Raw genomic sequence first — 23,391 nt, 5'->3', positions numbered from 1 at the left:
GGAGAAGTTACATGAGTGAATATAAAGTGCCAGCAGTATGGACATGGGAAAATGAAGCAGAAGAAAGCAAGAATTTAGGGGGCAATCGCCCGACAGCGGGTAGCCGTTTCGAGCAAACGTTACCTGTTGGTGAAGCTGATTTACAGTTATATTCATTGGGTACACCAAATGGTATTAAGATTACGATTATGTTGGAAGAGTTGAAGGCTTTGGGCGTGTCTGAAGTTGACTACGACTTGTTCTTAATTAATATCGGTAAGGGCGATCAATTTGGTTCTGATTTTGTTAGAATCAATCCAAACGCGAAAATTCCAGCTTTGGTAGACAATAGCCAACAACCAGCCCTACGTATCTTCGAATCGGGCTCAATTTTACTTTATTTAGCAGAAAAATTCGGTCATTTAATTCCTAGTGATATTCAGGGCAGAACTGAAACCTTAAATTGGTTATTCTGGCAAATTGGTGCTGGTCCATACGTTGGTGGTGGTTTCGGTCATTTCTTCAGCTATGCACCAGAAAAATTGAAGTACCCAATTGATCGTTTTACTATGGAAACCAAACGCCAATTGGATTTGTTAGACCAAACTTTGGCAGACCGTGAGTTTATTGCAGGGGATACCTACACAATTGCAGATATCGCCATTTGGTCATGGTATGGCCGTTTAGTGCTAGGTGAATTATATAAAGATTCAGCTGAATTCTTAGATGCGGCTACGTACACAAATGTGATTGAATGGGCGAACCGTATCAATGAACGTCCAGCTGTTCAAAAAGGCCTTGCTGCTGAATATAAAGCGATTGATTAATGAATAAATAATCAAAGAAAAAATCCTGCGTGCTCATTTAAATGGGCAGTCAGGATTTTCTTTATTTGTCTGCTTGTGTCATCAAACTAAATGGTATATTCATTGGTGAAGCTGAAACTTTTTTGCATATCAACATGAATAATCCCTGCGTCAAGGTATTCTGGTGTATCCATGATTTCATAACCCATTGCTTCATAAAAGCCAGTTACTTGTGTTTGCGCGCCAAGAATAATTTGTGAATAATTTTCTAGGGCAGCTTTGGCCTCAACTTCAGCCATCAATTCATGACCAAGTCCTTGACCACGGTAGGCTTCAACGATGGCTACACGTTGTAGTTTCACGGTATTTGGTGTTAAAGCAAGCAAACGTGCAGTATAAACTGGTTTGTTATCTGCATCATAACCTACCATGTGTAGGCAGTCGGCTTCATACTTGTCGATTTCACGATCAAGACTAATACCTTGTTCTTTTACGAATACTTCTTTTCTAATCGATAGGGCGTCCCTATAGGGCTCCGAATTAATATCATTGGTCCAAACGGTTTTCATGCCATTTCTCCTTCAACGTTTAAAATGAATAAGTGCTAAAAATGATAATTTCATTATATCATAGACAATCTATTAGACGGGCATAGATCAAATTTTAAATTGGCCAGTGCATGTGGTATTATATAATGGCATATTTATTGATTACCGTGTGTTCCTTGTATGGATGACGCGGTGAAGATTTTGTACAATTAAACAAAAATTGTTTTTATATGAAAATTTTAAAGAAAAAGGATGAACTATATGAATTTAGCACAAGAAGTTGCCAAACGTCGTACGTTTGCAATTATCAGTCACCCGGATGCCGGGAAAACGACGATTACTGAACAATTATTATTATATTCTGGTGCCATTCGTCAAGCTGGTACAGTTAAAGGGAAAAAATCAGGCAAGTTTGCCAAATCTGACTGGATGGCTATTGAACAACAACGTGGTATCTCGGTTACTTCATCAGTAATGCAAGTAGATTACGATGGCTACCAAATTAACCTTGTGGATACACCAGGACATGAGGATTTCTCAGAAGATACCTACCGTACATTGATGGCTGTTGATGCAGCTGTAATGGTAATTGACTCTGGTAAAGGGATCGAGCCACAAACGAAGAAATTATTCCAAGTTTGTCGTATGCGTGGTATCCCGATTTTTACATTTATGAACAAATTAGACCGTGATGGTCGTGAACCAATGGAATTAGTGGCTGAGCTTGAAGAAGTTTTAGACATTGATGCATACGCTATGAACTGGCCAATGGGTATGGGGAAACAATTCCTAGGTTTATACGACTTCTACAACAAACGAGTTGAATTAACACATCCTGAAGAAAATGGCGACAATGACTTCCTACCTTTGAATGATGAAGGGGAAGTGGATGGCGAATATAAATTTAAGGAATCATCTATTTACACGGATACTTTAGAAAATGCCGAATTAATGCGTGAGGCTGGTAACCAATTTGACGAAGAACGAATTGCTGAAGGTGAATTAACACCCGTATTCTTTGGCTCTGCCTTAACTGGATTCGGTGTACAAACCTTCCTTGATGCTTTCGTCGATTTTGCGCCAGCACCATCTGAAATTGAAACAGTTGAAGAAGATCATCCAGTTGAACCAACGGATAAAGAATTATCAGGTTTTATCTTCAAAATCCAAGCCAACATGGACCCACGTCACCGTGACCGCATTGCCTTTGTACGTATCTGTTCAGGTACTTTTGAAGAAGGTATGGATGTAAAAGTTACACGTACCGATAAGAAAATCAAATTGAACAATACAACTCGGTTTATGGCGGATACCCGTGAGAATGTCAAAGAAGCTGTAGCAGGGGATATTATTGGCCTTTATGATACAGGGAATTTCCAAATTGGGGATACGATTTATACTGGTAAAGATGCGGTTGAATTTCCACCTCTTCCTCAATTTACGCCAGAATTATTCATGAAAGTTTCACCGAAAAACGTCATGAAACAAAAATCATTCCATAAAGGGATGCAACAATTGGTACAAGAAGGTGCAATCCAACTTTACCGTACATGGCATTCAGAAGAATATATCATTGGTGCCGTTGGTCAACTTCAATTCGAAGTTTTCCAATACCGCTTACTAAATGAATATAATTCAGAAGTAGAAATGTCTAGCATGGGGAATAAAATTGCTCGTTGGATTAGTGAAGAAGAGTTGGATCCGAAGATGTCATCAAGTCGTAACTTGTTATGTCGTGACATCCACGGTAAACCAGTCTTCCTATTCGAAAATAATTTTGCTGTAAACTGGTTCCAAGGCAAATACCCAGACGTACACCTAGAAGCATTATTATAATAGAGTGTGACAAAAGTGGTTCAGCTTTGAAACGTTGGAAGAAAATGAACATCAAGCCCGTACTATGGGTTTGATGGATTTTTCTGAAACGCAGTTCAAAGCTCACTTTTGGAGCAGGTTTTAATAGAGTGTGACAAAAACCGTTTAGCGCACAACCAGTGGAAGATTAGTGCAAGTGATGACCATAGTCATCGCAAGCAAATCTGAAGTGGGCAGGGCGCTGGTTTTTGGAGCACATTTTAATAGAGTGTGACATGAGGCTTTTAGCCCACAACAGTTGGAAGAAAATAAAAAGCAGTCAAGAAGTAGTTTAGCGCTTCTTGGCTGCTTTTTTGGGTGATATAGATTGCTAGGGGTTACGGCATAAGTCGCTATTTCATAGGATATTGCAAACCCGTTTTGAATAGAGCACACGCTGTAATTATCTTGTTTTTCAATAAAGAAAAAGCGGCTAGAACAATTGTCCCAGCCACTTTTACTGTATGGTGAACGATATTATTCCTGAATAATGCGTGATTCAGCACAAAAACGAGAAATTGTATCGAATAAAATTTCATTCGATACATAAATGATGATTCATACTGAATGACGGCTCATTCAGTACAAGGCATAAAATCTATCTCGAATGTGGTTCTATTCAATAAAATAATTTCATTTCTTATACAATAGCTATTTATTCGAGAGAAAAACCAAAAAATTCTCGAATGACAGTTTCATTCGAGAATCGCAGTTTTCTGAGCAAGTACGGGACATGGCTTCTTCGCTAATGGTTCCGTATTTTTGTCCCAGCCACTTCACTGTTTAAATCACTATGCTTCTGTATTGTCAGCAGGCTCGCTGTCTTCTTTTTTATCGTTGTTGTCTTCAACCAAAGCTAATGGGTCTACGACAATTTCGTCTTCACTGTTTACGGTGAAGTAAATATCATGGATATCACGATTTTTTAAGAAGGTATCAGCTACTTGGTCTTCGATTTGGGCTTGGATGACACGTCTTAATGGGCGCGCACCAAGTTTAGGATCGTAGCCTAACTCAACCAATCGTTCTTTTACTTTGTCATCAACAATGACATGAATTTCTTGCGTTTCCAATAATGCGTTCATATTATCCAACATTAGGTCAACAATCACGATTAATTCTTCCTTAGTTAATGGTTGGAATTCGATGATGGCATCGAAACGGTTTAAGAATTCAGGTTTGAAGAAATCACCAATCTTGTTTAGGATATTTTGTTTCTTACCTTGTGTACTTGCACCGAAACCAACGCTTGCTTCAACACCATCTGTACCAGCGTTTGAAGTCATGATAATCAATGTATCCTTAAATGAAACAGTACGTCCTTGCGCATCTGTTAAACGACCATCTTCCATAATTTGTAGGAAGATATTTAATACGTCTGGATGTGCTTTTTCAACTTCATCTAGCAAGATGATTGAATATGGTTGACGACGAACTTGTTCTGTTAATTGGCCAGCTTCATCGTAACCAACGTATCCTGGAGGTGAACCGATTAATTTAGAAACGGCATGTTTTTCCATGTACTCAGACATATCGAAGCGTACTAGGGCATCCTTGCGACCGAATAATTGAATGGCTAATTGACGAGCCAATTCTGTTTTACCAACCCCTGTAGGACCAACAAACATGAATGAACCAATAGGGCGATCTTGACGGCCTAAACCAACACGGTTACGGCGGATGGCTTTGGCGATTTGTTCCACGGCTTCATCTTGACCAATAACATGTGCTTTCAAGTTGTCATCAAGATTAATCAATTGGTTTTGTTCTGATTCTTGTAGGTCAGAAACTGGAATACCTGTTTTGGTTTCAATGATTTGTTGGATATCAGCTAGTGTAACTGAAGGTGTCTTTTCAACAACTGTTTCTTCGCTGTCATACATTTCTTGATATTTATTTAATTGGTCACGGTAGTAGGCAGCTTTTTCATAATCTTCTGCTTCCGTTGCCATTTCTTTTAGTTTGGTTAACTCATTAATTTGACCTTTTAAAGATTCCTTGTCTAAGAATGGAATCGTCAAGTTCTTCTTAGAACCTGATTCATCGAGCAAGTCGATTGCCTTATCAGGTAATTGGCGGTCGGTGATATAACGGTCTGAAAGCTTAACTGTAGCCTCGATTGCTTCGTCTGTATATTTTACGTTATGGAAGCTTTCGTATTTTTCTTGAATACCCTTAATAATTGCTAAGGTTTCTTCAACTGATGGTTCAGCGACCATGACTTGTTGCATACGACGAGCTAAGGCACCGTCTTTTTCGATTTTACGGAATTCGTTTAGGGTGGTTGCCCCAACTAATTGTAATTCGCCTCGGGCTAGGGCTGGTTTTAAAATGTTACCAGCGTCTAGAGAGCCGCCTTCAGTTGAACCGGCCCCAACGATTTCATGAATTTCGTCGATAAACAAAATGATATTCTTGTTCTCGCGAACTTCTTTCATCAATTGTTGCATTTTTTCTTCGAACTGACCACGAATACCAGTACCTTGAACCAAGGAAGCAACATCTAATTGGATGACTTCTTTATTGCGTAATTTTTCAGGCACAGATTTTTCAACAATCTTTTGTGCGAGACCTTCTACTACGGCTGTTTTACCAACACCTGGTTCACCAATTAATACAGGATTGTTTTTTGTACGACGATTCAAAATTTCAATGACACGTTTAATTTCGTCGTCACGACCGATAATAGGGTCGATTAAACCTTCACGTGCTTGGTCAGTTAAATTGGTACCATAGTTACCTAGAATGGTGTTATCGTTATTATTACCACCATTACCAGCTTGGGCACGTGGGCCAGCTTGTTGGTTAAAATTATTCATTTGTTGTTGTTGCATTTGACGGATTAGGTCGCTAAAAGATGAACCGCCAAATGGATCGTTGTTACTGTTGTTATAATCCATATTTTTCTCACCATTACCTTGTGCTAATTCTGCGTAACAGTTTTGACATATATTGACAGCTTGGCGTTTACCATTCACATTTGCGTACAAATGAATGACAGCTTCGCGTTCGCCGCAGTTTTGACATAGCATATGAACACTCCTTTTCTAAATAGGATGGATGAAATGTAGATACTTCATTAAACTATCTTACCATCCCCTTATTATACTCTGACCAATCTTGACTTTCAACCTATTTGCTTCTAAAGTTAAAATTTTTCTCAAAATAGGAAAATTCTTGTTAATTGCCAAGTTTTTTGGTAAATTATTAATGAAAGAGTTTTCTTTTTATGGTATAGTCTAGTTTGTGATATTGCTCTTTCCAATTGGACTTGCTATAATGGCTCTTACTATTGTTAGAGGTAGAAAAAAACATTTAAAAGGAGATTTTTGATTATGCAAAAACAAGAATTTAACATTACAGCTGAAACAGGTATCCACGCACGTCCTGCTACTTTATTAGTACAAGCAGCAAGCAAATTCAACTCAGATATTAACTTAGAATACAAAGGTAAATCTGTAAACTTGAAATCAATCATGGGTGTAATGTCTTTAGGTGTTGGTCAAGGTTCTGACGTTGTAATCACAGCTGAAGGTGACGACGAAGCAGAAGCAATCGCTTCAATCGCTGAAACTATGAAAAACGAAGGGTTATCAGAATAATATGACAAAACTAACAGGAATCGCGGCTAGTGATGGTATTGCCATCGCTAAAGCGTTCTTAGTTGAAGAACCTGACTTAAGTTTTGAAATTTCAAAATCTGATGATTCACAACAAGAAAAAGAACGCTTAGCAACCGCTATAGCAGACTCAAAAGTAGAAATCGAAAGAATTAAAGACGTAGCTTCTAAGTCATTATCTGCTGAAGAAGCGCAAGTTTTTGATGCTCATTTGATGGTACTTGAAGATCCAGAATTGAGAACAGCTTATGAACAAAAAATTGATGATGAAGGCTTAAATGCTCAATCAGCAGTTCGTCAAACAGCTGATTTCTATATCGATATCTTCAAAGGTATGGAAGATAACCCATATATGCAAGAACGTGCAGCTGACATCAAAGATGTTACTGACCGTTTAGTAGCGCATTTATTAGGTGTTCGTATTCCTGACTTATCAACAATCGATGAAGAAGTTGTTGTGGTAGCGTATGATTTAACACCAAGTGATACAGCTCAATTAAACCGTACTTATGTGAAAGGTTTTGCAACTGATATCGGTGGTCGTACATCTCACTCTGCAATTATGTCTCGTTCATTAGAAATTGCTGCAGTTGTAGGTTCTGGCTCTGCATCTAAAGAAATCAAAGACGGTGACATGGTTATCGTTGATGGTTTAAATGGTGAAGTAATCATTAACCCTGATGACGCAACAATTGCTGAATACAAAGCTACTTTAGACGCATTCTTAGCGCGTAAAGCTGAATGGGAAAAATTGAAAGATGCTGAAACTTTATCTAAAGATGGTAAAAAATTCGAATTAGCAGCGAACATTGGTACACCTAAAGATTTAACTGGTGTTCATGACAATGGTGCTGAAGCCATCGGACTTTATCGTACAGAATTCTTATACATGGATTCTGATGAAATGCCAACAGAAGATGAACAATTTGAATCTTACAAAGTAGTTCTTGAGAGCATGGAAGGTCATCCAGTTGTTGTCCGTACTATGGACATCGGTGGAGACAAACACTTACCATACTTAGAATTACCTGAAGAAATGAACCCATTCTTAGGTTACCGTGCGATCCGTATTGGATTAAACCAACCTGAATTATTACGCGTTCAATTGCGTGCGTTATTACGTGCTTCTGTATATGGTACTTTACGTATCATGTTCCCAATGATCTCTAACTTGCCTGAATTCAGAGCTGCGAAAGCAATCTTTGAAGAAGAAAAAGCGAAGTTAGTTTCTGAAGGTGTAGAAGTTGCGGATAACATTCAAGTAGGTATCATGATTGAGATTCCAGCGGCAGCTGTATTAGCAGATCAATTTGCTAAGGAAGTTGACTTCTTCTCTATCGGTACTAACGACTTGATCCAATATACAATGGCGGCTGACCGTATGAACGAACACGTTTCATACTTATACCAACCATTCAACCCATCTGTATTACGTTTGATCAAGAACGTTATTGACGCAAGTCATAAAGAAGGTAAATGGACTGGTATGTGTGGTGAAGTTGCTGGGGAACCAATGGCAGCACCATTATTAGTAGGTATGGGTCTTGATGAATTCTCAATGTCTGCATCATCTGTACTTAAAATCCGTTCATTAATTTCTAAACTTGATTCAGAAAAAATGGCTACATTAGCTGATAAAGTTGTGAACGAAGCAACTACATCTGACGAAGCAGAAGAAATGATCCGTGAAGCTGTTCCAGAATTAGCTGAACTATAATCATTTCCCTAAATAAACATTTGAAAGAGCTTGAGCCTTAAATGACTCAAGCTCTTTTTTGCGTGTAAATGACGCAATGTCACCATAGACAAGATTCTTTAGAAAATAATAATGACAGAAAGCATTCATTGTAATAACGATTTTGATCAATACACCTGTATAAACAGCGAAATAATATATTATTATGACGCAAATTATAGTGTTAAATATTGTTCATATTTACAAAATGTAAGCGCTTAATGTTATAATCGAGGTGTACAAAATTTATAAGGAGTGATTTTTCGTGAGAGGTTGGCAATTTACTGCGACACACGCACCATTACAAATGGTTGAAAAAGAGGATCCGAAAGCACAAGAAGGTTATGTTTTAATCAAAACCGGTGCTGTTGGCATCCGTCATTCAGATGTTGGTGCTCTTGAGAGTGAAGAATGGATGAGCATTATGAATGTGCCTATTATCATGGGTCACGAAAATGCGGGGACGATTATTGAAGTTGGCCCAGGAGTAGTTGATTTTAAAGTAGGCGACCGTGTGGCAATTTGTCCGACTGGTCCTTCCGGTATGGCACCGGGATATGCATATGATGGTGGCTTTGGTACACGTATCCATGCACCTGCATCTGACTTAGTACATGTACCTGACGAATTATCAATCAAAGAAGCAGCATCTGCAACAGATGCTGGTATGACCTCTTATCACGCATTGTTTACTGCAGGACAAGCAAAACCAGGTATGAAAATTGCCTTAATCGGTATCTGAGGATTAGGTCAATTTGCTTTACAAGCAGCCAAAGCAGAAGGCATCGAAGATATTTATGCGGTAGATACATCTGATAAAGCGCAAGCCTTAGCGCGTGAAATTGGGGCCAAAGATGTGGTATCAAATATTACTGAATTGGCGGAAGTAGGATTAGATTTAGCCGTGGATTTTGCAGGTTTTGATATTACTACACCAGAGGCTTTAAAAACTGTTCGTCCTGGTGGTACGGTAGTCTTGGTTGGTATGGGTAAACTATATACAACGATAGATGTTACCGATTTTATCACCAAAAACAAAAAATTATTATCTTCAGTAGGTGGCGATAAAGAAGATATCGCTGCCATCTATGAATGAATGAAAGATGGTCGTTTGACACCTAAGTTACATGAAACAACATTTGAAAATATCCCTGAAGCTATTAAGGAATTAGAAGACGGGAAAGTTCAAGGACGTCTTGTGGCAATCTATCCTGACGAAGCTTAGTCAAAAAAATATGTACAAGAGGATGAGACAAAAGTCCTCTAAAAAGGCATACACAATTCTTAATAAGAGTTGTGTACGCCTTTAACTTTGAAAAAAATCTTATAAATTTTGATTGAAATATATCATTGGAACAGGTTAAAGGACTAAAAGTGTAGTTCCTTAGCCGTGAAAGAGAATGAAATCGAGACCTTGGCTCGATTTCAAATTGAATGACCTTGGCTTTCAATGGTTCCACGGCTCACAAGGAACGTACACTGTAAGGTCGAAAAATCTTTGATTTTAATTTTTTCTCCCAGCCTCTTTTTGTTGTTTTAGGTAAAAATATAATCCTATTTTTCATGGATAGAAAAAGTATTAGGGAGATAAGCCTTACATTTTGGATAAAAATACTTGAATAATTTATGAAAAATTTTAGCCATTTGAATACTAGTCTCCTCCCATAATGTGTTAGGATAGGTATAATAAGAAACAGTAGCATTTAGGGAGTGTTCAGATGAATATAGCAATCTTTACCGATACCTACTTCCCACAAGTGAGTGGTGTCGCTACCTCAATCCAAACATTAAAAGAGACCTTTGAAGAGAATGGGCATAATGTCTATATCTTTACCACCTCGGATCCAAAAGTAACCGGTGTGGAACATAATGTATTTCGCTATGAATCTGTGCTTTATCTTTTTCAAAGATAGACGGGTAGCGGTGCCTTTTTTTGGTGCCATTTACCGAAAATGTCGAGAGCTTAAAATCGATGTCGTGCATACCCAAACCGAATTTTCGATGGGTTTAATGGGGGTTAGTGTATCGAAATATATGCGCATTCCTTTAATCCATACCTACCATACATGGTATGAAAAATATCTGCATTATTTATTGAACGGTAAATTGATATCACGTAAGACGGTGGTGCAACTATCCAAAATTTTCTGCGACCAAGCAGATTTGGTCATCTCACCAAGTAAACAAATGAAGGAAGTTTTGGTGGATTATCAAATTAGAAAACCCATCACGTTCTAGCAACGGGGGTTAAGGTACCGAAAAAAATAGACAGTGACACCTTGGCTTCTGTCCGAGAAAGATGGGGTATTCATTCAGATGAGTATTTACTCTTATCCATCAACCGGATTGCGGAAGAGAAGAATTTAATCGCCATTATCAAACAATTACCAAGCGTTTTAACGCACATTCCCAACGTCAAATTGATGTTGGCAGGCGATGGTCCTCAACTTGAGGAACTGAAAGAAATAACTGCGGAACTTGGCTTAGAAGATAAAATCATTTTTCCAGGATTTGTCGATCATGACCATGTGAATGAATTCTACCAAGCAGCCGACGTATACGTGAATTTATCGACGTCTGAAACTCAGGGCCTGACATTTATTGAGGCTATCACCAATCATTTGCCTGTGATTGCAATGAAGACACCATATTTGGCTTCACTGGAAGAAACAGCACCATTTGGGCATTTGCTAGATGAAGTGGCTGATTTTCCACAGGCTGTCGTAAAAGTGCATCAAGAGAAAGACATCTATGATAAGCGTTTAGATGAATTGATCTATGAAGTATCAGCTGATGCCTTTTATGAAGATTTGTACCACATTTACGAATTTATGATTGAAGAAAAGACAGAAAATAAACGTAGTTTCTTGAGTAGGAGCATGCATTTATCAACAACATTTGATGAATTGTATAAACCTTTGAAATGGCCAAAGAAATATCTTTCGGCTTTAAACATTCGTCGAAAAGGAGACGAATAGGGAAATCTGTTTCTAGAACCCCTATAAATTAGGTAAATCACGGTTTTTTATGAAAATTAATTGCATTCTTATCCAATTTTGGGTTTTTTATTCATGCAAAGAGTGTTAAAATGACAAAGATAAGAAGGCGAAAGGAGATTATTATGCAATCATCTCGATTAGAAGCAATCATTACGCGTTTGAAAGCCATGCTTTCAGATGACTCAGAAATCGAAGTACGTCGTTTTGAAAAAGAGGGCGTTGAAAAATGTATCGTTCGATACAATAAAGAATCTGAAAGTTTTGAATTAGAAGACTTAACGATCAATGAAACTTTCCAATTTGACGACATCGACTTAGTCGCAATGGAAATTTACGAATTAATCCAATAATAAATTTTATTTATTTAGGAAATAAGATAAGTTCAGGTAAGTATACTTATCGTACACCAATATGGCAGACATTCTGTGTCGTATAGAGGGTCGTGGCATCACGACCCTTTTTTATTTTACAGATTTCACAAGAAAAGGGAGTTTAAGATGTCAGATTCAATGAATTTAGAAGCAATTATTGCTTTTTTCAAGTCTCAAGCAGACGACATACAAATCATCAATGGCGAACGGGCAGCAGGAATTGAGGTTGGCCAAATCACCTTTGATTCACGCGAGGTAGTGCCAGGGACTCTTTTTGTCTGCAAAGGTCTAGCCTTTAAAGAAGCGTATTTAGTGGATGCAATTGAAAAAGGTGCGGTTGCCTATGTATCTGAGCAAACTTTTCAAGTAGATGTGCCAGGTATTGTTGTTAGTAATATTCGCCAAGCAATGCCTATTTTGGCCAATGAATTCTACCAAGCACCTTGGCAAACCGTATCTATTTCAGGGATTACTGGTACCAAAGGCAAAACAACAACTGCTGGTTTTGTAAATCAAATTTTGAGCCAAGATAGCCATGAAAAGAATGCAGCACAACCTGGTTTTATCTCTTCTACGTTCAATTACGATGGTGTGACCAAAGAGGTATCTTCGTTAACTACACCTGAAGCTATGGACCTGTACCGCATGCTGGCAACTATGCGTGACCATAAGGTGACTCGTGCAACGATGGAAGTTTCTAGTCAGGCGCTCAAATATAACCGAGTTGATGGTGTCGGCATGGATATCGTGGCTTTCTTAAATATTTCACCGGATCATATTTCACCTGTAGAGCATCCGACTTTTGAGGATTACTTCCACAGTAAATTACGTATTTTTGAACATGGTCGTGTTGCCGTATTAAACGAAGACACTGACCACTTCGATGAAATACTAGCAGCTGCACAAGCAGCAACGAATATCGAAAAAATTGTGACTGTTAGCCGTAAAAATCCGGGTGCAGATTATTTTGCCAACCAATTAACTTTCAATGATAGTCAACAAAACTTCATCGTGCACAACGCTGGTGAAGCAATACCAATGAATTTGAATGTTCTAGGTCATTTTAATGTCAACAACGCTTTAGTAGCTGCAGCAATTGCCCGTGAAAATAACATTGCCTGGTCAACGATACAAACAGCCTTGGCGCAAGCAACCAGCGAAGGTCGTATGGATGTGTATAAAACAAGTGACGGCCACATCACCTTTGTCATAGATTTTGCCCACAATAAAATTTCTTTCGAAGAGCTATTTTCTTCAGTGAAGGAAATGGCCCCCGACAATGATATTCGAATTGTCTTTGGGTCAGCAGGAGGAAAAGCCGAAAACCGTCGACCTGATATGGGACATGTTGCGGGATTGAATACAGATGAAATTTATCTTACTAGTGATGATCCTAACTTTGAAGATCCCTACAAGATTATGGATGAAATCGAGGCAGGTATTCGCGAAGTAAATCCCGATGCGAATGTTCGTCGTCAAATGGACCGTACGGGTGCCATATACACAGCCTACCAGGATACGATGGCTACAGGTAAGGCTACAACGATTATTGTGGCAGGTAAAGGGTCAGAAGCAACGATTAAAATTAAGGGACGAAACGAAGTCTATGTGCCAGATTATGAGTACGTGCAACAATTAATTGCTTTTTATGAATTTACAGATAAAATGGATATTATTAAAAAGAAATGAGAAAATCTCGAAAGTTAGGTAAGTAAACAAAAAAGAATAATCAGAAGAGGTGACGAACTTGAAAGAAATAAAGGTTGGATTATTAGGCTTAGGAACAGTTGGTGGCGGTGTGGCAAAAATTATGCACGACCATGCCCAAAAAATGTCGGATACAGAAGGCATTTCTTACAAAGTAGCGAAGATTTTTGTGCGCGATATTGAAAAATCTCGTGCGAAACATCCAGGATTACCGGAAGAAATCACCTTAACGACAGATTTTAACGATGTCATCAATGACCCAGAAATCGATATCGTCGTAGAAGTATTGGGTGGCACTAGCTTTGCTGCGGATTGCATTGAAGCAGCCTTGCGTGCAGGTAAACACATTGTTACTGCTAACAAAGACTTAATTGCTATCGAACGTGGTCAAAAATTAATTCAATATGCAGCCGATAATCAATTAGACTTCCTTTATGAAGCAGCTGTTGCTGGCGGGATTCCAATCTTGAATAGTTTACGTACGTCATTAGCGTCTGATAAATTATCGTCTGTTTCAGGAATTGTCAATGGGACAACGAATTACATTTTGACCAAAATGTATGAACAAGAACGTAATTTTGATGAAGTATTAGCTGAGGCCCAAGCTTTAGGTTTAGCCGAAGCGGATCCATCTGGAGATGTGGATGGTTTTGATGCAGCGCGTAAAATGGTTATCTTAACTAAAATGGCCTTCGGTGTATCAGTCGACTTAGACAAGATTCCTGTGAAGGGTATTCGTCACGTCAAATCACGTGATATTCAGGTCGCTGACCAATTAGGTTATGTGATTAAATTAATTGGTACTGCATCATTTAAAAAAGGTACAGTATATGCGTCAGTTGCCCCAACTTTAGTACCGAAGACACATCCATTATCAACGGTTCGTAACGAAATGAATGCAGTCTTTACGTCTGGTGCGGCAACTGGTGAAATGATGTTCTATGGTCCAGGTGCTGGTGAATTACCAACTGGGGCTATGGTTGTTTCAGATATTATGGCGATTGGTCAACATATTGAAACGCAAACAACTGGTCATGCCTTTGCGAATTACAGCCAAGAGGCAACATGGCGTGAAGCAGAAAATATTGAATCAGTTGGCTTCTTCCATTTTGTGACGGAAGACAAACAAGGTCAATTCTTGAAATTAGTCAAAATTTTTGATGACGCTAAAGTAAGTTTAGACAAAGTCTTCCAAGAACCAAAACACGAAGCCCATAATGCGGAAATCGTTGTGGTAACGCATGAAATGTCTCAAGCACAATTAGCTCAAATTCAAAGTGCAGCCCAAAATAGTGATGAATTATCATTGGTATCTTACTATGCTGTCATGGCAGATGCAAAGTAGGTGGGTACGATGACAAATACAAACATACGAATTAAAGTGCCAGCTACCTCAGCCAATATGGGTCCAGGTTTTGACTCAGTAGGTGTTGCGCTTGGTTTATATCTAACACTTGAAATTGTGGGACCAGCAACATCTTGGCGGATTGACCATGAACTTGGGGAAGACATTCCTCACGATGAGCGCAATATGGTGATTGAAACCATTCAACGTTTTGCACCGGATGTAACCCCGCATCATTTAGTGATGACTAGTGATATCCCCACTGCTCGTGGTCTAGGCTCATCATCATCTGCTGTTGTTGCTGGTATTGCCATTGCAGAAATTTTATCTGGGCAAAAATGGGATACTGCGACTAAAATCAATATGGCGAATGAACTAGAGGGTCACCCAGATAATATCGCCCCAGCAATTGCAGGGGGGCTAGTGGTTTCGGTGGCTATGGACGAAAGCCATGTATTGTGGACTAAGGCGATCCTAGATGATGTCCATTTTATTGCAGTCGTGCCTCACCGGGAATTATTGACGAAGGCAGCGCGTGCCGTTTTACCTAAAGAATTAAGCTTTACAGATGCAGTTCGTGCCAATGGGATTGGCAACGTGTTTGTGAGCAAGTTATTCGAGGGCGATTTGGCAGCTGTCGGCACCTTAATGGAAATGGATCAGTTGCATGAGCCATTTCGTGCAAGTTTGGTCCCAGAGTTAAATCAGGTGCGTCAAGCCTTGAAAGAGGTAGAAGGCGTATATGGCACTTATTTGTCGGGTGCAGGCCCAACTGTAATGACTTTAGTGCAAGCACATCATGTAGATACGATTTTACATGTGTTAGAGGCTTTAGGCCTTGATGCCAGTGTAATTCCTCTTGACTTTGCGTCAGATGGGGTTATAGTAGAGGGTATGTAATTTTAGACGATTGATAATGTTACGAGCATATCAGCCCGATATGTTCGTAGCATTTTTTGTTGATTAGGATGATGGTTGAGGTCATTAGGACAAGCTTGCTAGCTAGCCCGTATTGTGAATGTGACGGGGTCTTGTGGTATACTTAATCATGATAAAACATGGGAGGCCGTCATGAGAAAAGACTTTTTTACACCGACATGGATGATTGAACGTATCTATCAATTAACCCCTGAACAATTAAAGAAACATAATATTAAGGGTGTCATTACTGACCTTGATAATACCTTGATTGCTTGGAATAATCCTGATGGAACACCGGAGTTAAGAGCTTGGTTATCCACGATGAAAGAAGCAGGTATCCCTGTCGTCATCCTTTCAAATAACAACCAAAAACGTGTGGCACGGGTTGCCAATCAGCTAGGGGTCTTATACACAGCTGATGCGAAGAAACCTTCACGACGGGGCTATAAACGCGCCCTGGATAAACTGGGTGTTCAACCAGATGAGGTAGTCATTGTCGGTGATCAACTGATGACGGATGTTTTCGGTGGTAATCGCTTTGGTATCCGTAGTATCCTTGTCATGCCTTTGGTCGAAACAGATATGGTTTGGACCTTACTCAATCGACGACTTGAAAAAATAATATTTAAAAAAATGCAAAATGCACATCCAGAATTGAAGTGGAGGAACAATATTGTCTAACGAAGAGAACTTATATTGCGTGGGTTGTGGTGCCTTAGTCCAAACAGAATTTCCTGATAAACGAGGCTATACACCTAAATCCGCATACGAAAAAGGCGTTGAATCAGGGCTACTATACTGTCAACGTTGTTTTAAATTGCGCCATTATAACACCCTAGAAAAAGTATCTACATCAGCTGACGAATTCTTAGCAATCTTAAATACCTTAGGGGATAAAGATGCTTTGATTGTCAACGTGATTGATATCTTTGATGTTGCGGGTTCATTGATTAATGGTTTAAACCGTTTCGTCGGCAACAATCAAATCTTGATGGTAGCCAACAAAATGGATGCTATTCCTAAGGCTGTTAAACACAACCGTATCGAAAATTGGTTGCGTAAATACTTGAAAGAAAACGGTATTCATGTGGATGAGGTGATGCTTGCCTCAGCCAAGAAACGTGAGAACATTGATGCTTTGCTAGCCAAAATAGATGAAATGCGCCAAGGCCGCGATGTCTATGTCATTGGTATGGCCAATGTTGGGAAATCATCGATTATCAACCGTATCTTACAAGCAACAGGTATCCAAGCTGACGTGATTACTACAAGTCAGTTCCCAGGAACGACGCTTGATTTAATTGAAATTCCATTCGATGATGCTGCAGGTAATACAGCGAACTTGATTGATACACCAGGTATCATGAACGATGGTCAAATGACTTCATTATTGAAGGGCAAAGAGTTGGTGGAAGTATTACCTAGTAAAGAAATCCGTCCTATGACCTTCCAATTGAACCCGGAACAAACCTTGTTCTTTGGTGGTTTAGCGCGTTTAGATTTTATTGATGGCGAACGCACATCATTTACTGTTTACATGTCCAACCAAGTGAAGATTCACCGTCGTAAATTAGAGGGGTCGGATGAGTTTTATCAAGAACATTTAGGTGGTATTTTACAACCGCCTTATGCAGAAAATGTTGGCGATTTTCCACCATTAGTCCGCAAAGAACTTTCGATTAAAGAGCCTTCTGATGTCGTATTTCCAGGTTTGGGTTGGGTTACCGTGAACACACCAGTTCGCCTAGCAGCATATGTACCGAAGGGTATTGATATTTTTACCAGAGAAAAATTAATCTAATTTTTTGAGAGACATGAAAGTGAAAGGAGTTTATTCAACTTGAATAACAAACAAAAGAAATTTCTACGCAAAGAAGCGCATCATTTAAATCCTGTTGCCAATATTGGTAAGAACGGTTTATCTGAAGAATTTATGGTGCAAATTGATGAATTACTCGAAAAACGTGAATTGATCAAAGTGCATTTACTACAAAATACGGACGAAGAAACTGATGAAGCAGCAGTAGCAATCGCTGAAGCTGTTGACGCATTTGTGGTGCAAACAATTGGTCGCGTTATTACCCTATACCGTCAGTCTTCTGAAGCGAAGAATCAAAAAGTTTCAACTGAAGTAAGAGCATTAGCGTAACGGTAGGAGGCATTTTGTGGGAAAAGTACAGTTTTTAAACCAAGAACATGTATTCTTGGTCAATGACCCAGAAACACAACTTGCTTTTGCCGACCATCCGCATCAACGGATAGGTATTCTAGGAGGCACTTTTAATCCGATACATAATGGACATCTGTTAATGGCTGAGCAAGTCTTTGATAAATTGAAATTAGATGAAATTTGGTTAATGCCGAATAAAAAACCACCACATGCACATACGAAGGATACAATCGATGATGCCTACCGCGTAGACATGATTGAATTGGCTATTGCAGACAACCCACATTTCAGACTAGAAGATATTGAACTCCAACGTGAGGGGAAATCTTATACGGTAGAGACAATGGAGATTTTGAAGGCTTTGTATCCCAATAATGAATTTTACTTTATCATTGGGGCAGATATGATTGAGAATCTACCTCAATGGCACCGCATTGATGAACTGATTAAATTGGTTCACTTTGTTGGCGTCGGTCGAGAAGGTTATAAAGCCGAATCAGATTATCCGCTTATTTTTGTAGATGCTGAAGGGATGACCGCCTCATCAACTGCCATTCGAAAGGCAATTGCAAATGGCGATTCTATCCGCTATCTCGTACCGCAAGCAGTCAATGATTACATCAAGGAGAAGGGACTTTATTTACAGCATGAAAGCTAAGGAATTCAATCCAAATTTAATTCACATTACACGTGATGAACTATTAAAACAATTGCAAGCACGATTGGCAGACAAACGCTTTAAGCATGTATTGCGTGTTGAAGAGACCGCTGTGAAAATGGCGAAAAATCTGCCAGGTGCAGACGTGGAAAAAGCTAGTATTGCTGCTTTATTACACGATTTTGCCAAAGAAGATAGTGTGAAACATCTCAGCTTGTTTAAAGATTATCCAGGCTACGATCATCGCTGGGTCGACTATGGCTCTGCAATTTGGCACGGCCCCTTAGCAGCCATGATTGCCAACCGTGATTTTGGTGTAACTGATGAGGATATTCTCAAAGCCGTTTGGAACCATACAATCGGTGGTTATGATATGACCCTAGATCAAAAAATCTTATTCGTGGCAGATTATATTGAACCTGGACGTAACTTTAAGGGTGTAGAGAAAGCACGCGAATTAGCCAAAAATAACTTAGACGATGCGGTGGATTACAAGATGAAACAATCAATCATCCATTTAGTAGATAGTGGACGCATCGTTTACCCAGAAACAATCAATATTTATAACGATTGGACAGCCAAACGAAATAAATAATTGATAGGATATAGTCGGGGGCAGGCGACTGACTTATTTTAAAAAATAGGTTACAAAAATGTGCCCATCCTAACTTATCTACATGAATAGGTGACTGAATGAGGCAGCGTGTGACTTATTTGATTGAATAAATCACTAAAAGCCTTGCGAAGTAACTTATTTCAGTAAATAAGTTACAAAAACGCTTAAAATATGACTTATTTGAACCAAATAAGTTAAACCAGTGACAAAATTGTTAGCCAGAAAAGCTGGCATTTAAACCATTTGAACAACATTTCATTCTGAAATAAAAGGAGCACATATGACGAAGAAAAGTGAAGTATTATTAGAAGCAATTGTAAGAGGAGCAGACGACCGTTTAGCACAAGATATCGTGGCATTGGATGTTGCAAACGTTACACCGGTAGCTGACTACTTTGTAATGATGAGTGGACGTAATGACCGCCAAGTGAAAGCTATCGTTGATGCAGTGGAAGACGCAATTGAAGAAGCAGGCTTCTCAGTTAAAGGTATCGAAGGGAAAGACGGCAACCGTTGGATCTTGATCGATGCATTTGACGTGATTATTCACGTATTTACCGCTGAAGAACGTGGTTTCTATAACTTAGAAAAAATGTGGGCTGAAGCACCAATGGTCAACGTTGAAGCTTGGTTAAGCTAGTAAGGACGCGATAATGGGCGAAAATAACCAACAATACGACGTGTTTGCGGATGTTTACGAGGTCCTATTTGACGAAAGCCTTTATTTATCATGGTTTACCTATGCCACAACAAGCATCCAAACCTATGATAAATTCTTGGAGGAAGATGATTTTTGGTTAGATTTAGGTGCAGGCGGTGGCCAATTTGCGGTCTTAATGACCCAAGCCGGTTACAAAATGCGAGGCTTAGATTTATCAGAAAAGATGGTGGCAGCTGCCCAAGTCAATGCTGCAGATGCGGACTTAGACATTGATTTCTGGGTGGATGATATGACTTCATTTCAATTAGATAAACAAGCAGCCGTGATTTCATGTTTCTGCGATACATTTTGTTATCTAGATGGCGAAGAAGCCGTTGAAGCCACATTCCGTCATGTTTACGATCAATTACAAAAGGGTGGGGTCTTCATGTTTGATGTTCATTCTGAATATCAAATGAACGAAGTTTACCCAGAAACCTCCCTAGTAGTGGAGTGGGACGACGCCGTTTTCACATGGACCTCTAACCAGTTCCGTGGGGAAAACACGATTGATCATACGATTAATGTCTTCATGCAAAATGAAGACGACGACCAATACCAACGCTATGAAGAATTACACTATGAACGCACCTTGCCGATTGAAGCTATCAAGCTATTTTGACAAAAATTGGTTTCAAAAACATCCGTGTCACAGCTGATTTCACGCAAGATGCACCAGAGGCAACATCTAAACGAATCTTCTTCGCAGCAGAGAAATAAGGCATTAGGCAAAAAGGGGGAACGCGCATGCAAGCAGTTGGCATCATAGCTGAATGGCATCCATTTCATCACGGCCATGCCTATCAACTGCAGCAAGCACGGGTCAAGAGTGGCGCGGATATAGTCATCGGCATAATGTCGGGTAACTATGTCCAACGAGGCGAACCAGCCTTGATTTCCAAATGGGATAGGGCGCAAGTGGCACTGGACAACGGTTGTGACCTAGTCGTCGAACTACCTTTTTGGTATGCCACACAGCCGGCTGATATCTTCGCTAGCGGTGGTATTCAAGCCTTGAGTGCCATGGGGTGTGACTTTGTATCCTTTGGGGTGGAAGACCCGCATTTTAAGGATTATGAGCAGTTAGCCCAATGGATGCATGACCACCCAGAAGCCGTAACCGATGCAAACACAATTGTGGACGCAAATGACAACATGTCTTTTGCGGAAAAAAGGATAGCAGCCATCAAGCTCTTGATGGCCCAAAATGATGCAATCAGTCATCTAAACATACATTTCCAAGATAACGCCAACACACTTCTAGCCTTTGCCTATGCAAAGGCCAATGCCCAATTGGACAAGCCTATGCAGTTAGTGCCGGTTGACAGGATTGGTGATAATCATCGTTTAGAAAGTATTGACGAATCCAGTCTAACCGAGCAATCGCACCGATTTACATCGGGTTCTGCGATTCGTCGTATGATTCAAACGAGTGATGTTCTGTCCGAGGATTTCCCAGTCAAACTGGCCGCAGTAGTTCCTGAAGAAATGGTGGCTACCTTGGTAAAGGCTAGTGCACATCAAGCGGTGGTTGGCTGGGATCAGTTGTATCCTTTTCTCAAATACAGACTGATGAGTGCTTCACCTAAGGAACTTGCGGGGATTTACCAGATGTCTGGTGGAATGGAACATCGCATGCAGGATGCAATTAGTCGGGTTGTGTCTTTTGAAGATTTTGTAGATAATGTTAGAAACAGGAACTGGTCGCGTAATCGGGTTCAACGTACGGCTTTAATGACTGTGTTAAACGTCCTTGATGCTGAGATGCAAGTGATGTTGGCTCCTGAACGGCCGCAGCCACTTATGCTCCTTGCAGCGAATGCTGTGGGGCGCGGTTACCTGAAGTTGATGAAGGAAAAGTTGAGCCACGAATCAAATCGCTGGCAACTGGTTAGTCGGGTGGACCAATTGGTAGAGCGAATGTGGCCGATGTGGATTCAAGCGGATCGGATATATGAATTGCTTGCACCACAATTGCCAAGTCAGAATTTTAATCACCCGCCAATTTTCAAGTAAAATACAAAAAATAAAATCGAAAGGGAGCACAAGAGAAATTTGTTTACTTTTTAGTCTCAAGCTAGTAGTATGGTGAAAGTGCATTTCATCCGCAGTTTAGAGACGGAATTCGTATTCTGTTTAAAAAATTAGCTTGTCAAGGAAAAAACGTTGACAAATAAGTTTAAACTAGGTATAATTTTTCTTGTTGCTTATTAGGTGGTCAATAATGAAATGGTCTATCCAAGAGTTGCGTCAAATCGCATCCCAACCAATGATGATTAACGAATCAGTTGATATGAAAGAAGAAATGAAGGCAGTAATTCCTGAGTTGATTGACATGTCACCTGTTTCAGTCGAAGGTATGGTTCTCTACGAAGAACACACAGTATTGACACAATTACGATTAGCACTAAAAATGACGATGCCATCTACACGGTCTCTTGAGCCGGTAGTGCTGGATATGCAATTACCAGTTTCTGAACGTTTTATTGAAGACGGTTGGAATTCAGATATTGTTGATGAAGATCATGTGACCCAACTATTTATGGATAGTTTCACAGTTGATTTGAAAGAATCGATTCGTGATCACATTCTTCTGAATATGCCACTTCAGATATTAACTGAAGCGGAGATAGCAGCAGATGAGTTTCCTGAAGGGAATGACTGGCGAGTTGTAAGTGAATCTGATTTTGAAGCAGAGCGCGAAGTTGAGGAAGTAGTTAACCCTGAATTTGCCAAGCTACAAGACTTATTCAAAGATTCAGAATCGTCGGATGAAGCATAATTGATAATTAATTAGGAGGTGTAATGATGGCAGTACCAAAACGTAAAACTTCAAAACAAAGAAAACATAAACGCCGTACACATTACAAGTTGGAAGTACCTGGAATGAACGCATGCCCTAACTGTGGTGAATTACGTAAATCTCACCATGTATGTGCTAACTGTGGTTTCTACGACGGTAAAGATGTAATGACTGACGCAGCCGCTGAATAATTTATTTAGCGCAAGCATATTACTCGTATGACTTAGGTCATACAAAATCAATAAATTTGATTATATATAATTAAAAGGGCGCTAACTGTTGTGGTTAGCGCCTTTTGTGTGCTCTTCGACACTTAATGAGGATAGCTTAATTTAAGCAAGAAACTTGAATTCATTTTATATGGATTTGAGTTTCTTTTTATTTTAAGTGAGACTAGAAAAAAAAATCATCTTTTTGTCCGGCTTGTTTAGGATTGTATATATACATCGTTAAATAACCCCAAAATGAAAACTTCAGAAGGTTTTGGTTTCAAAAATGAGAAATTTTGCGCCACACAAGGGGCTGAACGTTCATTATTTTAAAAAAAAACAACGTTTCA

The 23,391-nt window shown here is 39.5% G+C and carries 25 protein-coding genes and 1 pseudogene; 24 read left to right on the top strand and 2 right to left on the bottom strand.

The annotated features are described in order from the left end of the window. Positions 1-11 precede the first annotated feature (11 nt). Complete coding sequence (gene yghU / locus B9P78_RS04740; RefSeq protein ID WP_094518376.1) at positions 12-806, top strand: glutathione-dependent disulfide-bond oxidoreductase; 795 nt, start codon at positions 12-14, stop codon at positions 804-806. 86 nt (positions 807-892) lie between these two features. Here the strand turns inward: yghU and B9P78_RS04735 are convergent, their stop codons facing one another. Next, positions 893-1,354, bottom strand: coding sequence for a GNAT family N-acetyltransferase (locus tag B9P78_RS04735; protein WP_094518375.1), 462 nt, complete (start codon positions 1,352-1,354; stop codon positions 893-895). A 231-nt stretch (positions 1,355-1,585) separates the two neighbouring features. Here B9P78_RS04735 and B9P78_RS04730 point away from each other — a divergent pair, with 231 nt between their 5' ends. Further along, positions 1,586-3,169 (top strand): peptide chain release factor 3, encoded by a 1,584-nt coding sequence (locus tag B9P78_RS04730; RefSeq protein ID WP_199445734.1) that lies wholly within the window; start codon positions 1,586-1,588, stop codon positions 3,167-3,169. A gap of 809 nt (positions 3,170-3,978) precedes the next feature. On the opposite strand, the gene B9P78_RS04725 is transcribed toward B9P78_RS04730, so the two are convergent. Then, complete coding sequence (locus tag B9P78_RS04725) at positions 3,979-6,219, bottom strand: ATP-dependent Clp protease ATP-binding subunit (protein WP_094518373.1); 2,241 nt, start codon at positions 6,217-6,219, stop codon at positions 3,979-3,981. A 303-nt stretch (positions 6,220-6,522) separates the two neighbouring features. On the opposite strand from B9P78_RS04725, the gene B9P78_RS04720 reads away from it, so the two are divergent. The 22 genes and pseudogenes from B9P78_RS04720 (at position 6,523) to rpmF (ending at position 23,023) form a co-directional block, all read left to right on the top strand. After that, entirely contained in the window at positions 6,523-6,789 is a 267-nt protein-coding gene (locus B9P78_RS04720) for a phosphocarrier protein HPr (RefSeq protein ID WP_094518372.1), read from the top strand. A 1-nt stretch (position 6,790) separates the two neighbouring features. Beyond that, entirely contained in the window at positions 6,791-8,524 is a 1,734-nt protein-coding gene (gene ptsP, locus B9P78_RS04715) for a phosphoenolpyruvate--protein phosphotransferase (RefSeq protein ID WP_094518371.1), read from the top strand. A gap of 283 nt (positions 8,525-8,807) precedes the next feature. Beyond that, positions 8,808-9,284 (top strand): alcohol dehydrogenase catalytic domain-containing protein, encoded by a 477-nt coding sequence (locus B9P78_RS09865; protein WP_199445733.1) that lies wholly within the window; start codon positions 8,808-8,810, stop codon positions 9,282-9,284. Positions 9,285-9,296: 12 nt separating this feature from the next. Beyond that, positions 9,297-9,638 (top strand): annotated as a pseudogene (locus tag B9P78_RS09860) (zinc-binding dehydrogenase); the annotation flags it as partial. After that, positions 9,639-9,767, top strand: coding sequence for a hypothetical protein (locus B9P78_RS10505; RefSeq protein ID WP_255377074.1), 129 nt, complete (start codon positions 9,639-9,641; stop codon positions 9,765-9,767). It abuts the pseudogene before it with no gap. Between the two features lie 493 nt (positions 9,768-10,260). Then, the gene (locus tag B9P78_RS10140) at positions 10,261-10,455 is read left to right on the top strand and encodes a hypothetical protein (protein ID WP_233487721.1); all 195 of its coding nucleotides are present in this window, start codon (positions 10,261-10,263) and stop codon (positions 10,453-10,455) included. A gap of 10 nt (positions 10,456-10,465) precedes the next feature. After that, positions 10,466-10,780 carry a glycosyltransferase gene (locus tag B9P78_RS10135; RefSeq protein WP_233487720.1) on the top strand — a complete coding sequence of 105 codons (315 nt, stop codon included), beginning with the start codon at positions 10,466-10,468 and terminating at the stop codon, positions 10,778-10,780. 41 nt (positions 10,781-10,821) lie between these two features. Continuing rightward, the gene (locus tag B9P78_RS10130; RefSeq protein WP_233487719.1) at positions 10,822-11,520 is read left to right on the top strand and encodes a glycosyltransferase; all 699 of its coding nucleotides are present in this window, start codon (positions 10,822-10,824) and stop codon (positions 11,518-11,520) included. A gap of 143 nt (positions 11,521-11,663) precedes the next feature. Next, entirely contained in the window at positions 11,664-11,891 is a 228-nt protein-coding gene (locus B9P78_RS04700) for a YkuJ family protein (protein WP_094518370.1), read from the top strand. Positions 11,892-12,038: 147 nt separating this feature from the next. Further along, positions 12,039-13,601, top strand: coding sequence for a Mur ligase family protein (locus B9P78_RS04695; protein ID WP_094518369.1), 1,563 nt, complete (start codon positions 12,039-12,041; stop codon positions 13,599-13,601). 49 nt (positions 13,602-13,650) lie between these two features. Further along, positions 13,651-14,964 (top strand): homoserine dehydrogenase, encoded by a 1,314-nt coding sequence (locus B9P78_RS04690; protein ID WP_094518368.1) that lies wholly within the window; start codon positions 13,651-13,653, stop codon positions 14,962-14,964. 9 nt (positions 14,965-14,973) lie between these two features. Continuing rightward, on the top strand, positions 14,974-15,864 hold the full coding sequence (gene thrB, locus B9P78_RS04685; RefSeq protein ID WP_094518367.1) for a homoserine kinase: 891 nt from the start codon (positions 14,974-14,976) through the stop codon (positions 15,862-15,864). A 171-nt stretch (positions 15,865-16,035) separates the two neighbouring features. Then, a complete protein-coding gene (locus B9P78_RS04680) occupies positions 16,036-16,566 on the top strand; it encodes a YqeG family HAD IIIA-type phosphatase (protein ID WP_094518366.1) in 531 nt (176 codons plus the stop codon). After that, positions 16,559-17,686 (top strand): ribosome biogenesis GTPase YqeH, encoded by a 1,128-nt coding sequence (yqeH, locus tag B9P78_RS04675; protein ID WP_094518365.1) that lies wholly within the window; start codon positions 16,559-16,561, stop codon positions 17,684-17,686. The genes B9P78_RS04680 and yqeH overlap by 8 nt, the downstream gene beginning before the upstream one ends. A 39-nt stretch (positions 17,687-17,725) precedes the next feature. Beyond that, on the top strand, positions 17,726-18,034 hold the full coding sequence (gene yhbY, locus B9P78_RS04670; protein ID WP_094518364.1) for a ribosome assembly RNA-binding protein YhbY: 309 nt from the start codon (positions 17,726-17,728) through the stop codon (positions 18,032-18,034). A gap of 16 nt (positions 18,035-18,050) precedes the next feature. After that, positions 18,051-18,713 (top strand): nicotinate-nucleotide adenylyltransferase, encoded by a 663-nt coding sequence (locus B9P78_RS04665; protein ID WP_094518363.1) that lies wholly within the window; start codon positions 18,051-18,053, stop codon positions 18,711-18,713. Beyond that, the gene (gene yqeK, locus B9P78_RS04660) at positions 18,703-19,308 is read left to right on the top strand and encodes a bis(5'-nucleosyl)-tetraphosphatase (symmetrical) YqeK (RefSeq protein ID WP_094518362.1); all 606 of its coding nucleotides are present in this window, start codon (positions 18,703-18,705) and stop codon (positions 19,306-19,308) included. The genes B9P78_RS04665 and yqeK overlap by 11 nt, the downstream gene beginning before the upstream one ends. A gap of 301 nt (positions 19,309-19,609) precedes the next feature. After that, entirely contained in the window at positions 19,610-19,969 is a 360-nt protein-coding gene (rsfS, locus tag B9P78_RS04655) for a ribosome silencing factor (RefSeq protein WP_094518361.1), read from the top strand. 13 nt (positions 19,970-19,982) lie between these two features. Further along, positions 19,983-20,651: a class I SAM-dependent methyltransferase gene (locus B9P78_RS04650; RefSeq protein WP_233487718.1), complete on the top strand. Its 669-nt coding sequence runs from the start codon at positions 19,983-19,985 to the stop codon at positions 20,649-20,651. A gap of 125 nt (positions 20,652-20,776) precedes the next feature. Next, the gene (locus B9P78_RS04645) at positions 20,777-22,045 is read left to right on the top strand and encodes a nucleotidyltransferase family protein (protein ID WP_094518360.1); all 1,269 of its coding nucleotides are present in this window, start codon (positions 20,777-20,779) and stop codon (positions 22,043-22,045) included. A 208-nt stretch (positions 22,046-22,253) separates the two neighbouring features. Then, positions 22,254-22,811 carry a DUF177 domain-containing protein gene (locus tag B9P78_RS04640; protein ID WP_094518359.1) on the top strand — a complete coding sequence of 186 codons (558 nt, stop codon included), beginning with the start codon at positions 22,254-22,256 and terminating at the stop codon, positions 22,809-22,811. Positions 22,812-22,837: 26 nt separating this feature from the next. Next, positions 22,838-23,023 (top strand): 50S ribosomal protein L32, encoded by a 186-nt coding sequence (gene rpmF / locus B9P78_RS04635; protein WP_094518358.1) that lies wholly within the window; start codon positions 22,838-22,840, stop codon positions 23,021-23,023. Positions 23,024-23,391 lie beyond the last annotated feature (368 nt).

Source organism: Aerococcus sp. 1KP-2016, from assembly GCF_002252085.1.
In the GTDB taxonomy this organism is placed as follows: Bacteria; Bacillota; Bacilli; order Lactobacillales; family Aerococcaceae; genus Aerococcus.
This window is presented reverse-complemented; position numbering and strand designations above follow the sequence as displayed.